This window comes from Hymenobacter actinosclerus (assembly GCF_900111515.1).
Lineage (GTDB): Bacteria > Bacteroidota > Bacteroidia > Cytophagales > Hymenobacteraceae > Hymenobacter > Hymenobacter actinosclerus.
Genome location: NZ_FOHS01000001.1, coordinates 1,159,854 through 1,174,688 on the forward strand (window position 1 = coordinate 1,159,854; position 14,835 = coordinate 1,174,688).

General features: G+C 64.1%; 11 protein-coding genes and 1 tRNA gene. 10 read left to right on the top strand and 2 right to left on the bottom strand.

Annotated features, from left to right (window positions below):
- Positions 1-98 precede the first annotated feature (98 nt).
- On the bottom strand, positions 99-788 hold the full coding sequence (locus tag BMY67_RS04960) for a peptidoglycan DD-metalloendopeptidase family protein (RefSeq protein WP_092768971.1): 690 nt from the start codon (positions 786-788) through the stop codon (positions 99-101).
- Positions 789-1,019: 231 nt separating this feature from the next.
- Here BMY67_RS04960 and BMY67_RS04965 point away from each other — a divergent pair, with 231 nt between their 5' ends.
- The 8 genes from BMY67_RS04965 to BMY67_RS05000 all read left to right on the top strand — a co-directional run bounded on the left by BMY67_RS04965 (position 1,020) and on the right by BMY67_RS05000 (position 10,456).
- Entirely contained in the window at positions 1,020-2,129 is a 1,110-nt protein-coding gene (locus BMY67_RS04965) for a ferredoxin--NADP reductase (RefSeq protein ID WP_092768974.1), read from the top strand.
- 164 nt (positions 2,130-2,293) lie between these two features.
- Entirely contained in the window at positions 2,294-4,033 is a 1,740-nt protein-coding gene (locus BMY67_RS04970; RefSeq protein ID WP_092768977.1) for a M3 family oligoendopeptidase, read from the top strand.
- Between the two features lie 178 nt (positions 4,034-4,211).
- Positions 4,212-4,287: transfer RNA gene (locus tag BMY67_RS04975), tRNA-Lys, on the top strand.
- Positions 4,288-4,363: 76 nt separating this feature from the next.
- A complete protein-coding gene (locus BMY67_RS04980; RefSeq protein WP_092768980.1) occupies positions 4,364-5,041 on the top strand; it encodes a response regulator transcription factor in 678 nt (225 codons plus the stop codon).
- Between the two features lie 91 nt (positions 5,042-5,132).
- The gene (locus tag BMY67_RS04985; protein WP_092768983.1) at positions 5,133-6,539 is read left to right on the top strand and encodes a HAMP domain-containing sensor histidine kinase; all 1,407 of its coding nucleotides are present in this window, start codon (positions 5,133-5,135) and stop codon (positions 6,537-6,539) included.
- A gap of 331 nt (positions 6,540-6,870) precedes the next feature.
- Positions 6,871-8,427: a SulP family inorganic anion transporter gene (locus tag BMY67_RS04990; RefSeq protein WP_092768986.1), complete on the top strand. Its 1,557-nt coding sequence runs from the start codon at positions 6,871-6,873 to the stop codon at positions 8,425-8,427.
- Between the two features lie 96 nt (positions 8,428-8,523).
- Positions 8,524-9,255: a carbonic anhydrase gene (locus BMY67_RS04995; RefSeq protein ID WP_092768989.1), complete on the top strand. Its 732-nt coding sequence runs from the start codon at positions 8,524-8,526 to the stop codon at positions 9,253-9,255.
- Positions 9,256-9,505: 250 nt separating this feature from the next.
- The gene (locus tag BMY67_RS05000) at positions 9,506-10,456 is read left to right on the top strand and encodes an NAD(P)-dependent alcohol dehydrogenase (RefSeq protein ID WP_092768992.1); all 951 of its coding nucleotides are present in this window, start codon (positions 9,506-9,508) and stop codon (positions 10,454-10,456) included.
- A gap of 138 nt (positions 10,457-10,594) precedes the next feature.
- Here the strand turns inward: BMY67_RS05000 and BMY67_RS05005 are convergent, their stop codons facing one another.
- Complete coding sequence (locus BMY67_RS05005) at positions 10,595-11,023, bottom strand: EamA family transporter (RefSeq protein ID WP_092768995.1); 429 nt, start codon at positions 11,021-11,023, stop codon at positions 10,595-10,597.
- A gap of 215 nt (positions 11,024-11,238) precedes the next feature.
- Here BMY67_RS05005 and BMY67_RS05010 point away from each other — a divergent pair, with 215 nt between their 5' ends.
- Positions 11,239-12,057, top strand: coding sequence for an SDR family oxidoreductase (locus tag BMY67_RS05010; protein ID WP_092768998.1), 819 nt, complete (start codon positions 11,239-11,241; stop codon positions 12,055-12,057).
- 116 nt (positions 12,058-12,173) lie between these two features.
- Complete coding sequence (locus BMY67_RS05015) at positions 12,174-14,831, top strand: MGH1-like glycoside hydrolase domain-containing protein (protein WP_092769001.1); 2,658 nt, start codon at positions 12,174-12,176, stop codon at positions 14,829-14,831.
- Positions 14,832-14,835: the final 4 nt, after the last annotated feature.

Below are 14,835 nucleotides of genomic sequence, written 5' to 3' on the forward strand. Positions count from 1 at the left end.
GAGGCGCGCTGAGGAAAACCGCGGAGGTCCGCAGAGTCGTTCTCGAACAGCTCTGCGGACCTCCGCGATTTACCTCTGCGCGCCTCTGCGGGAACCCGCTACAACCACTTACTCTGTAAGATTAAGTTCGGGTCGGGGCAGAGGGCGGCCCAGGTTTCGCGCTCCGATACCAGCCCGACGCCCGGAAAGTCGCCCGTGCGGCCCTGCAAATCGGCTAGTACCTGGAAATGCAGGTGCGGCGGCCAGTCGCCGTTTTCGGGCGCGGGGCCCACTTCGGCGAAGGTGTCGCCCTTATCGATTACCAGGCCGGGGCGGAGCAGGGCGGTTTCGCGGCGCGTGAGGTGGCCGTAGAGCGTGTAGAAAACCGTTCCTTCCAGCTCGTGCTCCAGAATGACGGTGGGACCGTAGTTGCCGTGGCCTTCGTTGTCGGCGAGGCTGTGCACGGTGGCCGGCAGCGGGGCCAGTACCGGTGTGCCGGCGCGCAGCCACACATCAACGCCCAGATGCAGCGAGCGGGCGGGAGCCGCGGGGTCGGCGTCGAACAAGCCGGGGCTGCGGCGGTAGATAACCCGGTCTTCGAGGTAGCCGCCCACGCCAATCAGCGCGTTTTTATCGGCCAGCAGCCGGGCTACCAGCTGGTCGAAAGTGGCCGTGTCGTGCAGGTTGGCCGCCGTGAGCAGCGGGTTGGCAGCCGTGAAATCGAGGCGGGCCACATCGGGCGAGCTGAGGTCGACGGGCAGCACGGGGCCAAAATCGGCCTGGTGGCGGAGCAGGAGGTCGGAGAGCATTGGGATTCTGGTGGGTGGAAAGGACGGTGTCATGCGGAGCGCAGTCGAAGCATCTCTACTGCAATGCTAACCAAACGTCAGGATTACTACTGCGGTAGAGATGCGTCGGCTGCGCTCCGTTGCGCTCCGCGTGGCACGTTCTACTTCCCCGGGATTACGTTCTACGCGGGAAACAAATATCGAATTACGAACTTTGTGTTCATACCCACCCCGTAAGTTGTCATTGCCCTTATGAGTAGCCCCTACCTGACGCTGAATGTTGTTGAGCTGACCCAGGAAACCCCCGACGCTGTTACCATCCACTTCGAGCGGGCCGACCGCCAGCCCGTGGCCTGCCAGCCCGGCCAGTTCCTGACCCTGATTCTGCCCTGCGGGCCGGGCGGCAAAAAGGAGCGCCGGGCCTATTCGCTCAGCAGTACCCCCGGCGAGGCCCCGCGCCTGGCCGTTACGGTGAAGCGCGTAACCGGCGGACTGGTGAGCAACTACCTGCTCGATACGGTGCAGGTGGGCCAGCAGCTGGAAGTAATGGCCCCGCTGGGCAACTTCACGCTGCCCACCCAGCCTCAGGCGGCCCGCTCCATCGTGCTGGTGGGCGCCGGCTCGGGCATCACCCCGCTCATGAGCATGCTCAAGGCCATTCTGCGCGAAGAACCCAAAAGCCACGTGCTGCTCGTGTACGGCAACCGCAATGAGGATTCGGTGATTTTTGCCTCCCAGCTACGGCAGCTGGAGCAGCAGTACGCCGGCCGCTTCCAGATTGAGCACGTGTTCACGCAGCCGCTACGGCCCTCGGCCGAGCACAAGCACACCGGCCGCCTCAACCGCACCACGCTGCTGCGCATTCTGGAGCAGCGCCACCAGTTTCCGGCGGCCCAGGCCGAGTATTTCCTCTGCGGCCCCGATGGCATGATGGTGGAGGCGCAGTCGGCCCTGGAGCTGCTGGGCGTGCCGGCTGCCCGCGTGCGCCGCGAGAGTTTCGTGGCCGCCGCCGAGTCGGCCGAGGCCGCGGCCGCTCAGCCCAACGGCCACGGCGACGTATCGGCTGCGGCTGATGACGACCAGAGCGGCAGCCGCAACGTCACCATTCACTACGAGGGCGCCGAGTACCAGTTCGAGGTCAGCCCCGAGCAGACGATTCTGGAAGCCGCCCTCGACCAGGACATCGACCTGCCCTACAGCTGCCAGGCAGGCCTGTGTACCGCCTGCCGCGGCAAGTGCCTGTCGGGCAAAGTCCACCTCGACGAGCGCGAGGGCCTCTCAGACTCCGAAATGAACCAGGGTTACGTGCTTACCTGCGTCGGCCACCCGCTCACGAGCGACGTGGTGATTGAGATTGGGTAAGTCTTTGTGAAGAAGCTGGAATCGTTTGTTATTCTGAGCGCAGCGAAGATTCTCGCGTGCTCATGTTGCGGCATGTTTGTTCAACGACTTCAGCCAGTATGCTTCTCTGCGCTCAGAATGACCAATAACTCCAGCTTCCTTATACCATCTTCTAGCTGCCAATAATGTCCTTTTCCACTCCCGCCGCCGACCTCGCTACCGATACCCAACGCCCGGCCCGCCAGTATTTGCCCGAGTCGTTTACCGTAACCGACTGGGCCGCCATCGAGCCTTATTTCGTGGGATTGCGCGACCGGCTGCTGTGCTCGGCGGCGGAGCTGGAGCGCTGGCTGCTGAACCGCTCGGAGCTGGAAGCGGCCCTGAGCGAGGACCTGGCCTGGCGCTACATCCGCATGACCTGCGACACCCAGGACCCGGCCCGCACCGAGGCCTTCCAGTTCTTCGTGAACGAGGTGGAACCCCACGTGGCACCCTTCGACCACGCGCTCAACGAGAAGATGCTGGCTTCGGAATTTCTCTCTCAGCTCGATGAAAACCGCTACCGGGTGTTTATCCGCTCGGTGCGGCAGGCGCTGGAAATCTACCGGCCCGAGAACGTGCCGCTTAAAACCGAAATCAGCACCCAGCAGCAGCAGTACGCCGCCCTGGCCGGAGCCATGACCGTAACGCTCGACGGCGAGGAGCTGACGCTGCCCCGCGCCGCCGACCGCCTCAAAAGTCCCGACCGGCAGGTGCGCGAAACCGCGTGGCGGGCCATTCAGGAGCGCCGCCTCCAGGACGCCAAGCCGCTCGACGAGCTGTTTACCCGCCTGATTGGCCTGCGCCACCAGGTAGCTTTGAACGCCGGTTTCGCTAACTTCCGCGACTACATGTTTGCCGCGCTGGGCCGCTTCGACTACACGCCCCAGGATACGCTGGATTTCCACCGCGCCATCCGCGAAACCGTGGTGCCGCTCATCGACAACCTCGACCTGGAGCGCCGCCAGGACCTGGCGCTGGCCGAGCTGCGCCCCTGGGACCTCGACGTGGACGTGTCGGGCCAGGCGCCGCTGCGGCCGTTTGAAACGGGGGAGGAGCTGCTGGCCAAAACCACCACCGTTTTCGACCGCCTCGACCCGTTTTTGGGCCAGTGCCTGCGCACCATGGGCCAGATGGGCAACCTCGACCTGGAAAGCCGCAAGGGCAAGGCCCCCGGCGGCTACAACTACCCGCTCGACGAAACGGGCGTGCCCTTTATCTTCATGAACGCCACCAGCAGCCTGCGCGACGTGGTGACCATGCTGCACGAGGGCGGCCACGCCGTGCACAGCTTCCTCACGCGCCGCCTGCCGCTGAGCGCCGACAAGCACCCGCCCTCCGAAGTAGCCGAGCTGGCCTCCATGAGCATGGAGCTGCTCAGCCTCGACCACTGGGACGTGTTTTTCCAGGACCCCGAGGAGCTGCGGCGGGCAAAGCGCACCCACCTCGAAAGCGTGCTCGAAACCTTCCCGTGGGTAGCTACCATCGACAAGTTTCAGCACTGGGTGTACGAGCACCCCACGCACACCGAGGCCGAGCGCCACGCCCGCTGGGTCGGGCTGTTCGACGAGTTCAACCAGCGCACCGTGAGCTGGCAGGGCCTGGAGCACATCAAGCCCTACCTGTGGCAGAAGCAGCTGCACCTCTACGAAGTGCCCTTCTACTACATCGAGTACGCCATGGCCCAGCTCGGCGCCATTGCCGTGTGGCGCAACTACCGCCAGAACCCCCAGCAGGCCCTGGCCGGCTACCAGCGGGCCCTGGCCCTGGGCTACACGGCCCCGATTGGCGAAATCTACGCCGCGGCTGGCATTCGCTTCGATTTCAGCACCGGGTACCTGCGCACCCTGGCCGACTTCGTGCAGGACGAAATGGCCAAAATCTAACGGCGGTACTTTCAAAAGATAGCGTAACGGTTGTAAATAATTCGATTGAAAGTCAGGGTATTGGCCGATAAGCGGGGCGCGTGGTCGGGGAAATTGCCCGGTTCGCTTGCACCGCCCGAATAACCCTGCTACTTTTGCACTCCCTTCTGAAAAGGCTTTGGCCCTTGCGAAGTGGACTGATTCTGTAGCTCAGCTGGTAGAGCAATACACTTTTAATGTATGGGTCCTGGGTTCGAATCCCAGCGGGATCACCAAAACCCTTCCTACGCTTCGTAGGGAGGGTTTTTTCGTTTCCGGGGTGGTAGGCGGCCGGTCGCGTATCTTGCGGCCATGAAAATTCTGCTGGTTGAAGACGAGCCCAAGGTTGCCGCGTTTCTGCATCAGGGCCTGAGCGAGCAACACCACCACGTGGATCTGGCCGCCGACGGCCTGCTGGGTTTGCGCCTGGCCCGCCAGGGCGGCTACGACCTGCTCATCCTCGACACGCTGCTGCCGGGCCTGAGTGGGTTGGAAGTCTGCCGGCAGGTGCGGGCCCAGAACACTGGCGTGCCCATCCTCATGCTCACGGCCCTGGGTGAAACCGACGATAAAATCCGGGGCCTCGACGCCGGCGCCGACGATTATCTGGTGAAGCCCTTCGCGTTTCAGGAGCTGCTGGCCCGCATCCGGGCTCTCACGCGCCGCCGCCACGATGCGCCCCCGGCCGGCAGCGTCCTGCAACTGGCCGACCTCACGCTCGATCCGGCCAGCAAAATGGTGCACCGCGCCGGCCAGCCCATCCAGCTCACGGCCCGCGAATTTGCCCTGCTCGAATACCTGCTGCGCAACCAGAACCGGGTGGTGTCCAGGGTCGATATTCTGGAGCAGGTCTGGGACACGAGCTTCGACACCGGCTCCAACGTCATCGACGTGTACATCAACTTCCTGCGCAAAAAACTCGACAAGGACTTCACCCCCAAGCTCATCCACACCCTCGTCGGCATGGGCTACGTGATGAAGGAAGAGTAAGTGAGTTGTTAGTTGTCGGTTGTTAGTTGTTCATCCGTTCGCCGCCAACCACCAAGCCAACTAACAACTGACAACTAACAACTAACAACCAATGACGATTCGCGCGCGGCTTACGGTGCAGTTTGCGGCCATTCTGGTAGTGACGCTGCTGCTGTTCGCGGCCGTGATTTACTTCTTCACCTACCAGTCGCGGCGCGAGGCGTTTACCGAGAGCCTGTTTGCGCGGGCGCGGGTGGTGGCGCACGTGTACCTCGATGGCACCCGCCGCGGCGACGAGCGGAGCCGGGCCTCGTACCGGCGCTACCTGCGGCAGTTCTACCGCACGCTGCCGGCCGAGGAAGTACACGTGTTTGATGCCCGCAACCAGGTGGTGTTCCGCGAGGGCCGCGAGGGACGGGCCGTGCCGGCTGCGCTGCTGGGCCAGGTGCGCCGAACCGGCCGCGAGGTGCGCTTCGTGAGCCGCTTCCGCCAGACGGTGGGCCTGCTCTACCAGGAACCCGGCCGGGGCGACTTCGTGGTGGTAGCCTCGTCGGTGGATGATGACAGCCGCGAGAAGCTGGACAACCTGCTGACGGTGCTCCTGTTCGGGCTGCTGGGCTCGTTTGTGGTGGTAGGCATCGGGGGGCTGATTTTCGCCGGCCAGGCCCTCAAGCCCATGAAGCGCATCATCCGCGAAGTCGACAGCATTACGGCTTCCGACCTGCACCAGCGCCTGAGCCCGGGCCAGGGCCGCGACGAAGTGTCGCTGCTGGCCCAGCGCTTCAACAGCCTGCTCGACCGGCTCGAAACGGCTTTTGTGGGCCAGCGCACTTTCGTGCGCGATGCCTCGCACGAACTGCGTACGCCGCTGGCCGCCATTATCGGGCAGCTCGAAGTGGCCCTGTTGCAGCAGGAGCGCACGCCCGCCGAGTACCGGCAGGTGCTGCGCGGCACGCTCGACGCGGCCCGGCTGCTCAAGGACCTCACCAACGGCCTGCTCCAGATTGCCCGCGCCTCCGACGACCCCAGCCAGGTGCCGCGCACCCGCCTGCGCCTCGACGAGCTGCTGCTCCAGGCCCACGAAGAGCTGCACCGCCGCCACCCCACCCGCCGCATCGACCTGGACTTCCGTGAAGCGCCCGGCCTCCCGGCCGTTGCCGCGCCGTTTGCCGTGCTCGGCAACGAGGCGCTGGTGCTGGTGGCCTTCCTCAACATCCTCGAAAACGCCTGCAAGTTCACGGCCGCCAACCCCGCCGCGCCCATTGTCGCTACGCTCACCGCTACCCGCGGCCAGGTGCAGCTGGCCGTCGTCGACCAGGGGCCGGGCATCAGCGAGGCCGACCGGCAGCAGGTGTTCGTGCCCTTTTTCCGGGCCGAAGCCGTGCGAACCGTGCCCGGCCACGGCATCGGCCTGCCGCTCACGGCCAAAATAATGGAGCTGCACGGGGGGCGCGTGGAGGTGGCCAGCACCCTGGGCCAGGGCACCCAGGTGCTGCTCGATTTCCCCGCCGCCAGCTGAAGCCGCCGCCGACGGTAGCACCGGGCCGCAAAACCCACTGGCCCACGCCTCCGCAACCGTTGGGTACGGGCCGGATGAGCCGGGCAACGCGGGCCGGGCTATAAAAATAATAGCGGTGGCTACCCAGTTTAATGAGCTGCACAATAAGCCTTTAGCTAGCTTTAATTGGGTTTTAACTTGCTTTTAACCAGAGGTTAACGGGCCCGCCGTACTGTTGTATGGTTCGGCGGGCAGCTCCTGGTTTGGGAGTGCGATGCCGGCTTTCTCTGGCTTGCTTCCCGCTTATATGTTGAAAACTGCTCCGGTCCCGCCGGCGTCGCCCCCGGCGGCGATGCCCGACCACTCTCCGTCGCCGCTTAGCTCGCTGAGCCAGGATTTGCCGGCCGGGCTGGTGGTGTTTCTGGTGGCGCTGCCGCTGTGTTTAGGTATTTCGCTGGCCTCGGGCGCGCCGCTGCTGTCGGGCGTTATTGCCGGTATTGTGGGGGGCGTGGTGGTGGCCTGGCTCAGCGGCTCGGCCCTGAGCGTGAGCGGTCCGGCCGCCGGCCTCACGGCCATTGTGGTGGCCGCCATGGCCACGCTGGGCTCGTTCGAGGCCGTGCTGGCCGCCACGGTGCTGGCGGGCCTGCTGCAAATTGGGCTGGGCCTGGCCCGGGCAGGCATAATCGGGCTATACTTTCCCACCTCCGTTATCCGCGGCATGCTGGCCGCCATTGGCCTGATTCTGATTCTCAAGCAGATTCCCCACTTTCTGGGGGTGGATGCCGACTATTTCGAAGACCTTAGCTTCAGCCAGGCCGATGGCCGCAACACGTTCAGCGAAATCGGCAATGCTTTCCAAAACCTGCGGCCCGGTCCGGCCCTGGTGGGCGTGGTGGGCCTGGGCCTGCTGCTGCTCTGGGATAAAGTGCTGAGCAAGCGCCTGAAGCTGGCCCGGCTGGTGCCCGGGGCGCTGGTAGTGGTGGTGGCGGCCATTGCCCTCAACGAAACTTTTCGGGCGCTGGCCCCGGCCCTGGCCATCGGCCCCGACCACCTGGTGCGCCTGCCGCCCATCAGCTCCTGGCGCGATGCGGCCGGCCTGATTACTACGCCCGACTGGACCGCATTCAGTCGGCCGGCCACCTACACCGTGGCCTTCACCATTGCCATTGTGGCCTCGCTCGAAACCCTGCTCAGCGTGGAGGCCGTCGATAAGCTCGACCCGCATAAGCGCACCACGCCCACCAACCGCGAAATGCTGGCCCAGGGGGCGGGCAACATGCTCAGCGGCCTGCTGGGCGGCCTGCCCATGACGGCCGTTATCGTGCGCAGCTCGGCCAACATCAACGCCGGCGGCCAGACGCGCATGGCCGCCTTTTTCCACGGCCTGCTGCTGCTCGTGAGTTTGCTGTTTCTGGGGCCGCTGCTCAACCGGATTCCGCTTTCGGCGCTGGCCGCCATTCTGCTCGTCATCGGCTACAAGCTCACCAGCCCGGCCCTTTACCGCAGCCAGTGGCAGCTGGGCTGGCAGCAGTTTCTGCCCTTCATCGTTACCATTGGCGCCATTCTGCTCACTGATTTGCTTAAGGGCGTGGTGCTGGGCCTGGTAGTGGGCGTGTTCTACATTCTGAAAGCCAACTATGACGCGGCCTATTTCCGGAGTGAGCCCCGGCGCGCTACCGATGGCCCAATTATTCTGCGGCTGGCCGAGCAGGTGTCGTTTCTCAATAAGGCCAGCATCATCCGGGCCCTGGCCGAGGTGCCGCGCGACGCCTCGGTTGTAATCGACGGTTCCGACTCGCTGTTTGTCGATTACGACGTGCTCGAAGCCATTGAGAACTTCCGGCAGGCGGCCCCCGAGCGCGGCATTAGCCTGGAAGTAAAATGGCGCGAAGGGCAGCTGGTGAGCTAGCGCGCGGCGTACTTTTAGCCCCGTATCTTCTTGCTCCCGTGCCCCCGGCGCCCGGCCGCTGTCAACCCTCTGTTTCACCATCTCACCCTTGCCCCTTTGCAACGAATCCTGGAAAATAACCGCCGCTGGGTGGCCGAACAGCGGGCCGCCGACCCCGACTTCTTCAATCGGCTGGCGCAGGGCCAGAAGCCCAAGTACCTGTTTATTGGCTGCTCCGACTCGCGGGTGCCGGCCTCGACGATTACCGGCACCGGCGCGGGCGAAATGTTCGTGCACCGCAACATTGCCAACCTGGTAGTGCCCACCGATTTCAACCTGCTCTCGGTGTTGCAGTATGCCGTGGAGGTGCTCGAAGTGCAGGTCATCATTGTGTGCGGGCACTACGGCTGCGGCGGGGTGGCGGCGGCGGCCAGCAACAAGCAATACGGCCTGCTCGACGGCTGGCTGACCAGCATCCGCGACGTTATCCGGGTGCACGAAACCGAGTTCCTACGCATCAGCGACGAGGAAGCGCGCCTGCGCCGCCTCGTGGAGCTGAACGTGATTGAGCAGGTGCGCAACCTCACCAAAACCAGCATCATCCAGAACGCCCTGCGCCGGCCCAACCCGCCCCAGCTGCACGGCCTCGTGTACGATATCCGGGAGGGTTTGCTGATTGATTTGAAGGTGGAAAACGACGGCCTGTCCGACCTCGACCACATTTACGCCACCATGGCCGCCGAGCCCCAGCCGGCCCCGAAAGCCCCGCCCACCGCCGCTGCTGCCCCCGCGCCAGCTGCCATCGATCCGCTGCAACCCGCCCGCCCGGCTATGCAGAAGGCCAGCTAACCGGCCGGCCTGTTGCCACCTTCGGAGGCGTAGGCTGAGGGGCCTGCTCTTCCGATAGCCGAAACCGCCGCATCCATTGGATGCGGCGGTTTTTTTGTGTTGGCCGGATGGGCGGCGCCGAAACTTTTGGCAACACCCGGCGGGCGGGCAGCCGTAAGGGGTAGAGCCGAAAGGCGTAAGACGGCGCGCCGGGTATTCACCCGCTCCGCGCCTGCTGCTTGTTCAACTCACCTTTTTTCTGTCGATTCCCATGAACGCCATTTACTTCAACGAATACGGTCCGGCCGATGTGCTGCGCTACGGCGAGCAGCCCACGCCCACGCCCAAGCCCACCCAGATTCTGGTGCGGGTGCGGGCCAGCAGCATCAACCCCATCGACTGGAAAGTGCGCCGGGGCGACATCAAGCTGCTGACCGGCTTCGATTTTCCGATGATTCCGGGGCGCGACGTGGCCGGCGAGGTGGCCGCCGTGGGCAGCCAAGTGGTGCGCTTTGCGGTGGGCGACCGGGTGTACGGCATGGCCGACGGCGGCACCGGCGGGGCAAACGCCGAGTATGCGCTGCTGGCCGAGCCGGCCGCGGCTTTTATTCCCGAAAAGCTGAGTTTTGAAGAGGCCGGCGCCGTCCCGCTGGCGGCCCTCACGGCCCTCCAGGCCCTGCGCGACCAGGGCCAGCTGCTCTCGGGCGACCGGGTGCTCATCAACGGGGCCTCGGGCGGGGTAGGCGCGTTTGCCGTGCAGCTGGCTAAGGCCCTGGGCGCGGGCGAGGTAACCGGCACGGCCGGCGCCGACAACCTGGAGCTGGTGCGCAGCCTCGGCGCCGACCGGGCCCTCGATTACAAGGCCCACGATTTCACGAAGGACCTGAGCCGTTACGACCTGATTTTTGACGCGGCCGGCAAGTCGAGCTTCGTGGCCAGCCAGGGGGCTTTGCGCCGCAACGGCCGCTACGTGAGCACCGACCCGCAACCGCTGACGGTGGTAACCGACAAGCTGGCGGCGCTGCTGACCACCAAATCGGCCCACGTGCTGCTGGCCGACCCCAGCGGCCCCGACCTGGCCCTGATTTCGGCCTGGCTCCAGGCCGGTACGTTGCGCGTGATGGTGGATAAAACCTTTCCGCTGGCCGAAACTGCCGCCGCCCACCGCTACAGCGAGCAGGGCGAATCAAGCGGAAAAATTGTGCTGACGGTAGGGGAGTAGGGACTGAAGAACTAAGGGCTTAGAAGAACGTCATTCAGAGCGCAGCGAAGCATCTCGCGTGCTGACGTTGCCATACTAATTCAACGTCAGCACGCGAGATTCTTCGCTGCGCTCTGAATGACGTTCTTCTAAGTTCGATTACTCTTTCCCCGCCGAAAAGGCAATGAGCACGGCCCCGCCGGCCATGAGCACGGCGCCGGCCACGAGCTGCCAGGTTACTTTCTCCTTGAGGAAAAACACGGCCAGCAGAATGGAAAAAACGAGCGAGATTTTATCGAACGACGAGGTGCGGGAGGCCAGGCCGAGCTTGAGGGCCTGAAACGAGAACAGCGACGAAACGCACGTAATCACGCCGGCCGCAATCAGAAACAGCCAGGTGCGCCGGTCGATTTGCTGCACCTGCCCCAGGTGGCCCTGCCAGGCCACCACGCCCCAGGCCACGCTCACAATCAGCACCGATTGAATGGCGAAGGCCAGGCTGGACTCAATATTCTTGACGCCGACCTTGGAGAGGGTGACGACGATGGCGGCCGACAGGGCGGCCAGCAGCGAAAAGACAATCCACATAAGCGCGGGACTGAAAAGGGTGCGACGGATGTACGGCCGCCTGGGCCCGTGGGGCTGGCGGCGGAGCTAAAAAAAGAACTCAACGGCAATTGTTTAGCAGCTAACCTTTTGGAAGTCAGTGCTTCATTGGTTGTTCATGTAACCAAAGCCTTTTAAAGGCAGTCTAGCCCTTAGCTCCGGTCCTGTTTTTTTTCCTGCTTTTCAACTTCTTCGCCATGCCCGTAACCCCTTCGGCCAACCGACTCCAGAACCAGATTGCCCTGATTACGGGCGGCAGCTCCGGCATTGGGGCGGGCGTGGCCAAGTCCATGGCCGCCGAGGGCGCCTCGGTTATCGTCAACTACGCCCACAGCGCCGATGAGGCGGCGGCCGTGGTAAAGGAGATTACCGGGGCCGGCGGCCAGGCCGTGCCGTTTCAGGCCGATGTAAGCCAGGAGGAGGACGTGCGGCGCATGTTCGATTTCATCCGCGAGCAGTTCGGCACCCTACACATTCTGGTCAACAACTCGGGCATTCAGGTGGACGCCAAGTTCGTGGACATGACGCTGGCGCAGTGGCAGAAGGTGATTGACGTGAACCTGACGGGCCAGTTTCTGTGCGCCCGCGAGGCGGCCCGCGAGTTTCTGCGCCGTGGCCCGCAGCCGGATGTTTCGGTGGCCCTGGGCAAGATCATCTGCATGAGTTCGGTACACGAGGTGATTCCGTGGGCCGGCCACGTGAACTACGCCGCCAGCAAGGGCGGCATTATGCTGCTGATGAAAAGCATGGCCCAGGAGTTGGCGCCGCACAAAATCCGCATCAACAGCATCGCGCCCGGCGCCATTGCCACGCCCATCAACCTGAGCGCCCGCGACACGCCCGAGGAGGAAAAGTCGCTGCTCACGCTCATTCCCTACGGCCGCATCGGCGAGCCCGCCGACATCGGCAAGGTAGCTGTCTGGCTGGCCTCCGACGAGTCGGACTACGTGACCGGGACCAGCATTTTCGCCGACGGCGGCATGACGCTTTATCCCGGCTTCGCCGATAATGGGTGAGGCGGCAGTATCCAGTGTCGAGTTGCCAGTATCCAGTGTCCAGCTGCCAGTGTCCGGTTGCAGAACGAACTCGCAACTGGCAACTCGACACTGGCAACTGATTAAATATCTACTAAATGAACCAGGAGCAGCAACGGCAGCAGGAACTACGCGACGGCAAGGTTGATTGGCACCGCTTCGGGCCCTATGTATCGGACCGGCAGTGGGGCACCGTGCGCGAAGACTACTCGGCCGACGGCCAGCCCTGGACCTACACCACCCACGACATGGCCCGCTCGTACGCCTACCGCTGGGGCGAGGAGGCCATCGGCGGCATCAGCGACGAAAAGCAGTTTCTGTGCCTGGCACCCGCTTTCTGGAACGGGCAGGATGCCATTCTCAAGGAGCGGCTGTTTGGCCTGGCCGGCCCCGAGGGCAACCACGGCGAGGACGTGAAGGAGCTGTATTACTACCTCGACAACACGCCCACCCACTCCTACATGCGGATGCTGTATAAGTATCCGCAGCACGCTTTTCCGTACGACTGGCTGGTGACGGAAAACGCCCGCCGCGGCCGCGACAAGCCCGAGTTCGACCTGATTGATACGCTGGTTTTCAGGCAGAACCGCTACTTCGATATCTTCCTCGAATATGCCAAAGCCGGCCCCGACGACCTGCTGTTGCAGATTACCGTGCACAACCGCGGCGACCAGCCCGCCCAGCTGCACGTGCTGCCCCAGCTGTGGCTGCGCAACACCTGGGCCTGGGGCTACGAGCAATACAAGCCCGAGCTGCGGGCCCCCGAGCCGGGTTCCATTGCCATCGACCATGCCAGCCTGCCCGCGCTGGAGCTTTACTACGAGCAGGCCGATGGGCAGCCGGCCGAGCTGCTGTTCTGCGACAACGAAACCAACACGGCGCGCCTCTTCGACACCAAAAACCCCACAACCTACTGCAAGGACGGCATCAACGACTACCTGCTGCATGGCCAAACGAAAGCGGTAAACCCGGCCCACCGCGGCACCAAGGCCGCCGTGCACTATCAGTTGCAGGTGCCCGCCGGCGAGAGCCGCACCGTGCGGCTGCGGCTGGCGGCCTGCGGGCTGGCGCAGCCCTTCGCCGACTTTGCCCAGCTAATCGAGCAGCGCCAGCAGGAAGCCGATGCCTACTACCACGACCTGCAAAAGGGCGTGGAAAGCGCCGACGCCCGCAACGTGCAGCGCCAGGCCCTGGCCGGCATGCTCTGGAGCAAGCAGTTCTACTATTACGACGTTACGGAGTGGCTGTGCGGCGACCCGGCCCAGCCTACGCCGCCCGCCAGTCGCCTGCACGGCCGCAACCACAACTGGAAGCACCTCAACAACGCCGACATCATCTCGATGCCCGACAAGTGGGAGTATCCGTGGTACGCGGCCTGGGACCTGGCTTTCCACTGCCTGCCGCTGGCCATGGTGGATGCCGACTTCGCCAAAAACCAGCTCCGGCTGCTGTGCCGCGACTGGTACATGGCCCCCAACGGCCAGCTGCCGGCCTACGAGTGGAAGTTTGACGACGTGAACCCGCCGGTGCACGCCTACGCCACCTGGCGGGTGTACAAAATCGACCAGAAGCAGCGCGGCGGCCACGGCGACACGGCGTTTCTGGAAAGCGTGTTCCACCGGCTGCTGCTCAACTTTACCTGGTGGGTGAACCGCAAAGACCGCGACAACCGCAACGTGTTCGAGGGCGGCTTCCTGGGCCTCGACAACATCGGCGTCTTCGACCGCTCGGCCCCGCTGCCCACCGGCGGCTTTATCGAGCAGGCCGACGGCACGGCCTGGATGGCCATGTTCGCGCTCAATATGATGCGCATTGCCCTGGAGCTGGCCCGCACCAACCCCGTGTACCAGGATCTGGCCAGCAAGTTCTTCGAGCACTTCCTCTACATCGCCTACGCCATGGCCAACGTGGGCGAGCAGCAGATCGACATGTGGGACGATGAGGACGGCTTTTACTACGACGTGCTCAATACGCCCGAACACGGCCGGTTCCCGCTGCGGGTGCGCTCCATGGTGGGCCTGATTCCGCTGTTTGCCGTTGAGGTACTCGACCTCGGGACTTTGCATGATGTGCCCCGGTTCGTAAGCCGGCTCAACTGGTTTCTCGACCACCGCCCCGAGCTGGCCGCCCTGGTAAGCCGCTGGCAGGAGCCGGGCAGCAGCCAGCGCCACCTGCTGAGCCTATTGCGCGGCCACCGCATGAAGCTGCTGCTGCGCCGCATGCTCGACGAGGCCGAATTTCTCTCCGAGCACGGCGTGCGCAGCCTCTCGCGCTACCACCTGCTGCACCCGTTCGTGTTCGAGCACGAGGGCGGCGTGAATGCCGAGGTGAATTACGAGCCGGCCGAGTCCACTACCTCGCTGTTCGGGGGCAACAGCAACTGGCGCGGCCCCGTCTGGATGCCCACCAACTTCATGATTGTGGAGTCGTTGCAGCGGTTTTACTACTACTACGGCCCCGAGTTCAAGGTGGAATACCCAACGGGCTCGGGCAAGTACTGCACGATTCTCGAAATTTCGGAGGCCCTGTCGGCCCGGCTCATCAAGCTGTTTCTGCGCGATGAGAACGGCCAGCGCGCCTGCTTCGGCACCAACCAGCAAATGCAGACCGACCCGCATTTCCGCGACCATCTGCTGTTCCACGAGTACTTCAACGGCGACACCGGCATGGGCCTGGGCGCCACCCACCAAACCGGCTGGACGGGCCTGATTGCCAAGCTTATCCAACCCCGCACCAATGAAGTTCCCGGTATCTGATAGC

Coding starts and splice junctions, on each gene's coding strand:
- BMY67_RS05015 (WP_092769001.1), top strand. CDS start 12,174: ATGAACCAGGAGCAGCAACGGCAGCAGGAACTACGCGACGGCAAGGTT.
- BMY67_RS05010 (WP_092768998.1), top strand. CDS start 11,239: ATGCCCGTAACCCCTTCGGCCAACCGACTCCAGAACCAGATTGCCCTG.
- BMY67_RS04990 (WP_092768986.1), top strand. CDS start 6,871: ATGCCCGACCACTCTCCGTCGCCGCTTAGCTCGCTGAGCCAGGATTTG.
- BMY67_RS04985 (WP_092768983.1), top strand. CDS start 5,133: ATGACGATTCGCGCGCGGCTTACGGTGCAGTTTGCGGCCATTCTGGTA.
- BMY67_RS05005 (WP_092768995.1), bottom strand. CDS start 11,023: ATGTGGATTGTCTTTTCGCTGCTGGCCGCCCTGTCGGCCGCCATCGTC.
- BMY67_RS04970 (WP_092768977.1), top strand. CDS start 2,294: ATGTCCTTTTCCACTCCCGCCGCCGACCTCGCTACCGATACCCAACGC.
- BMY67_RS04965 (WP_092768974.1), top strand. CDS start 1,020: ATGAGTAGCCCCTACCTGACGCTGAATGTTGTTGAGCTGACCCAGGAA.
- BMY67_RS05000 (WP_092768992.1), top strand. CDS start 9,506: ATGAACGCCATTTACTTCAACGAATACGGTCCGGCCGATGTGCTGCGC.
- BMY67_RS04960 (WP_092768971.1), bottom strand. CDS start 788: ATGCTCTCCGACCTCCTGCTCCGCCACCAGGCCGATTTTGGCCCCGTG.
- BMY67_RS04980 (WP_092768980.1), top strand. CDS start 4,364: ATGAAAATTCTGCTGGTTGAAGACGAGCCCAAGGTTGCCGCGTTTCTG.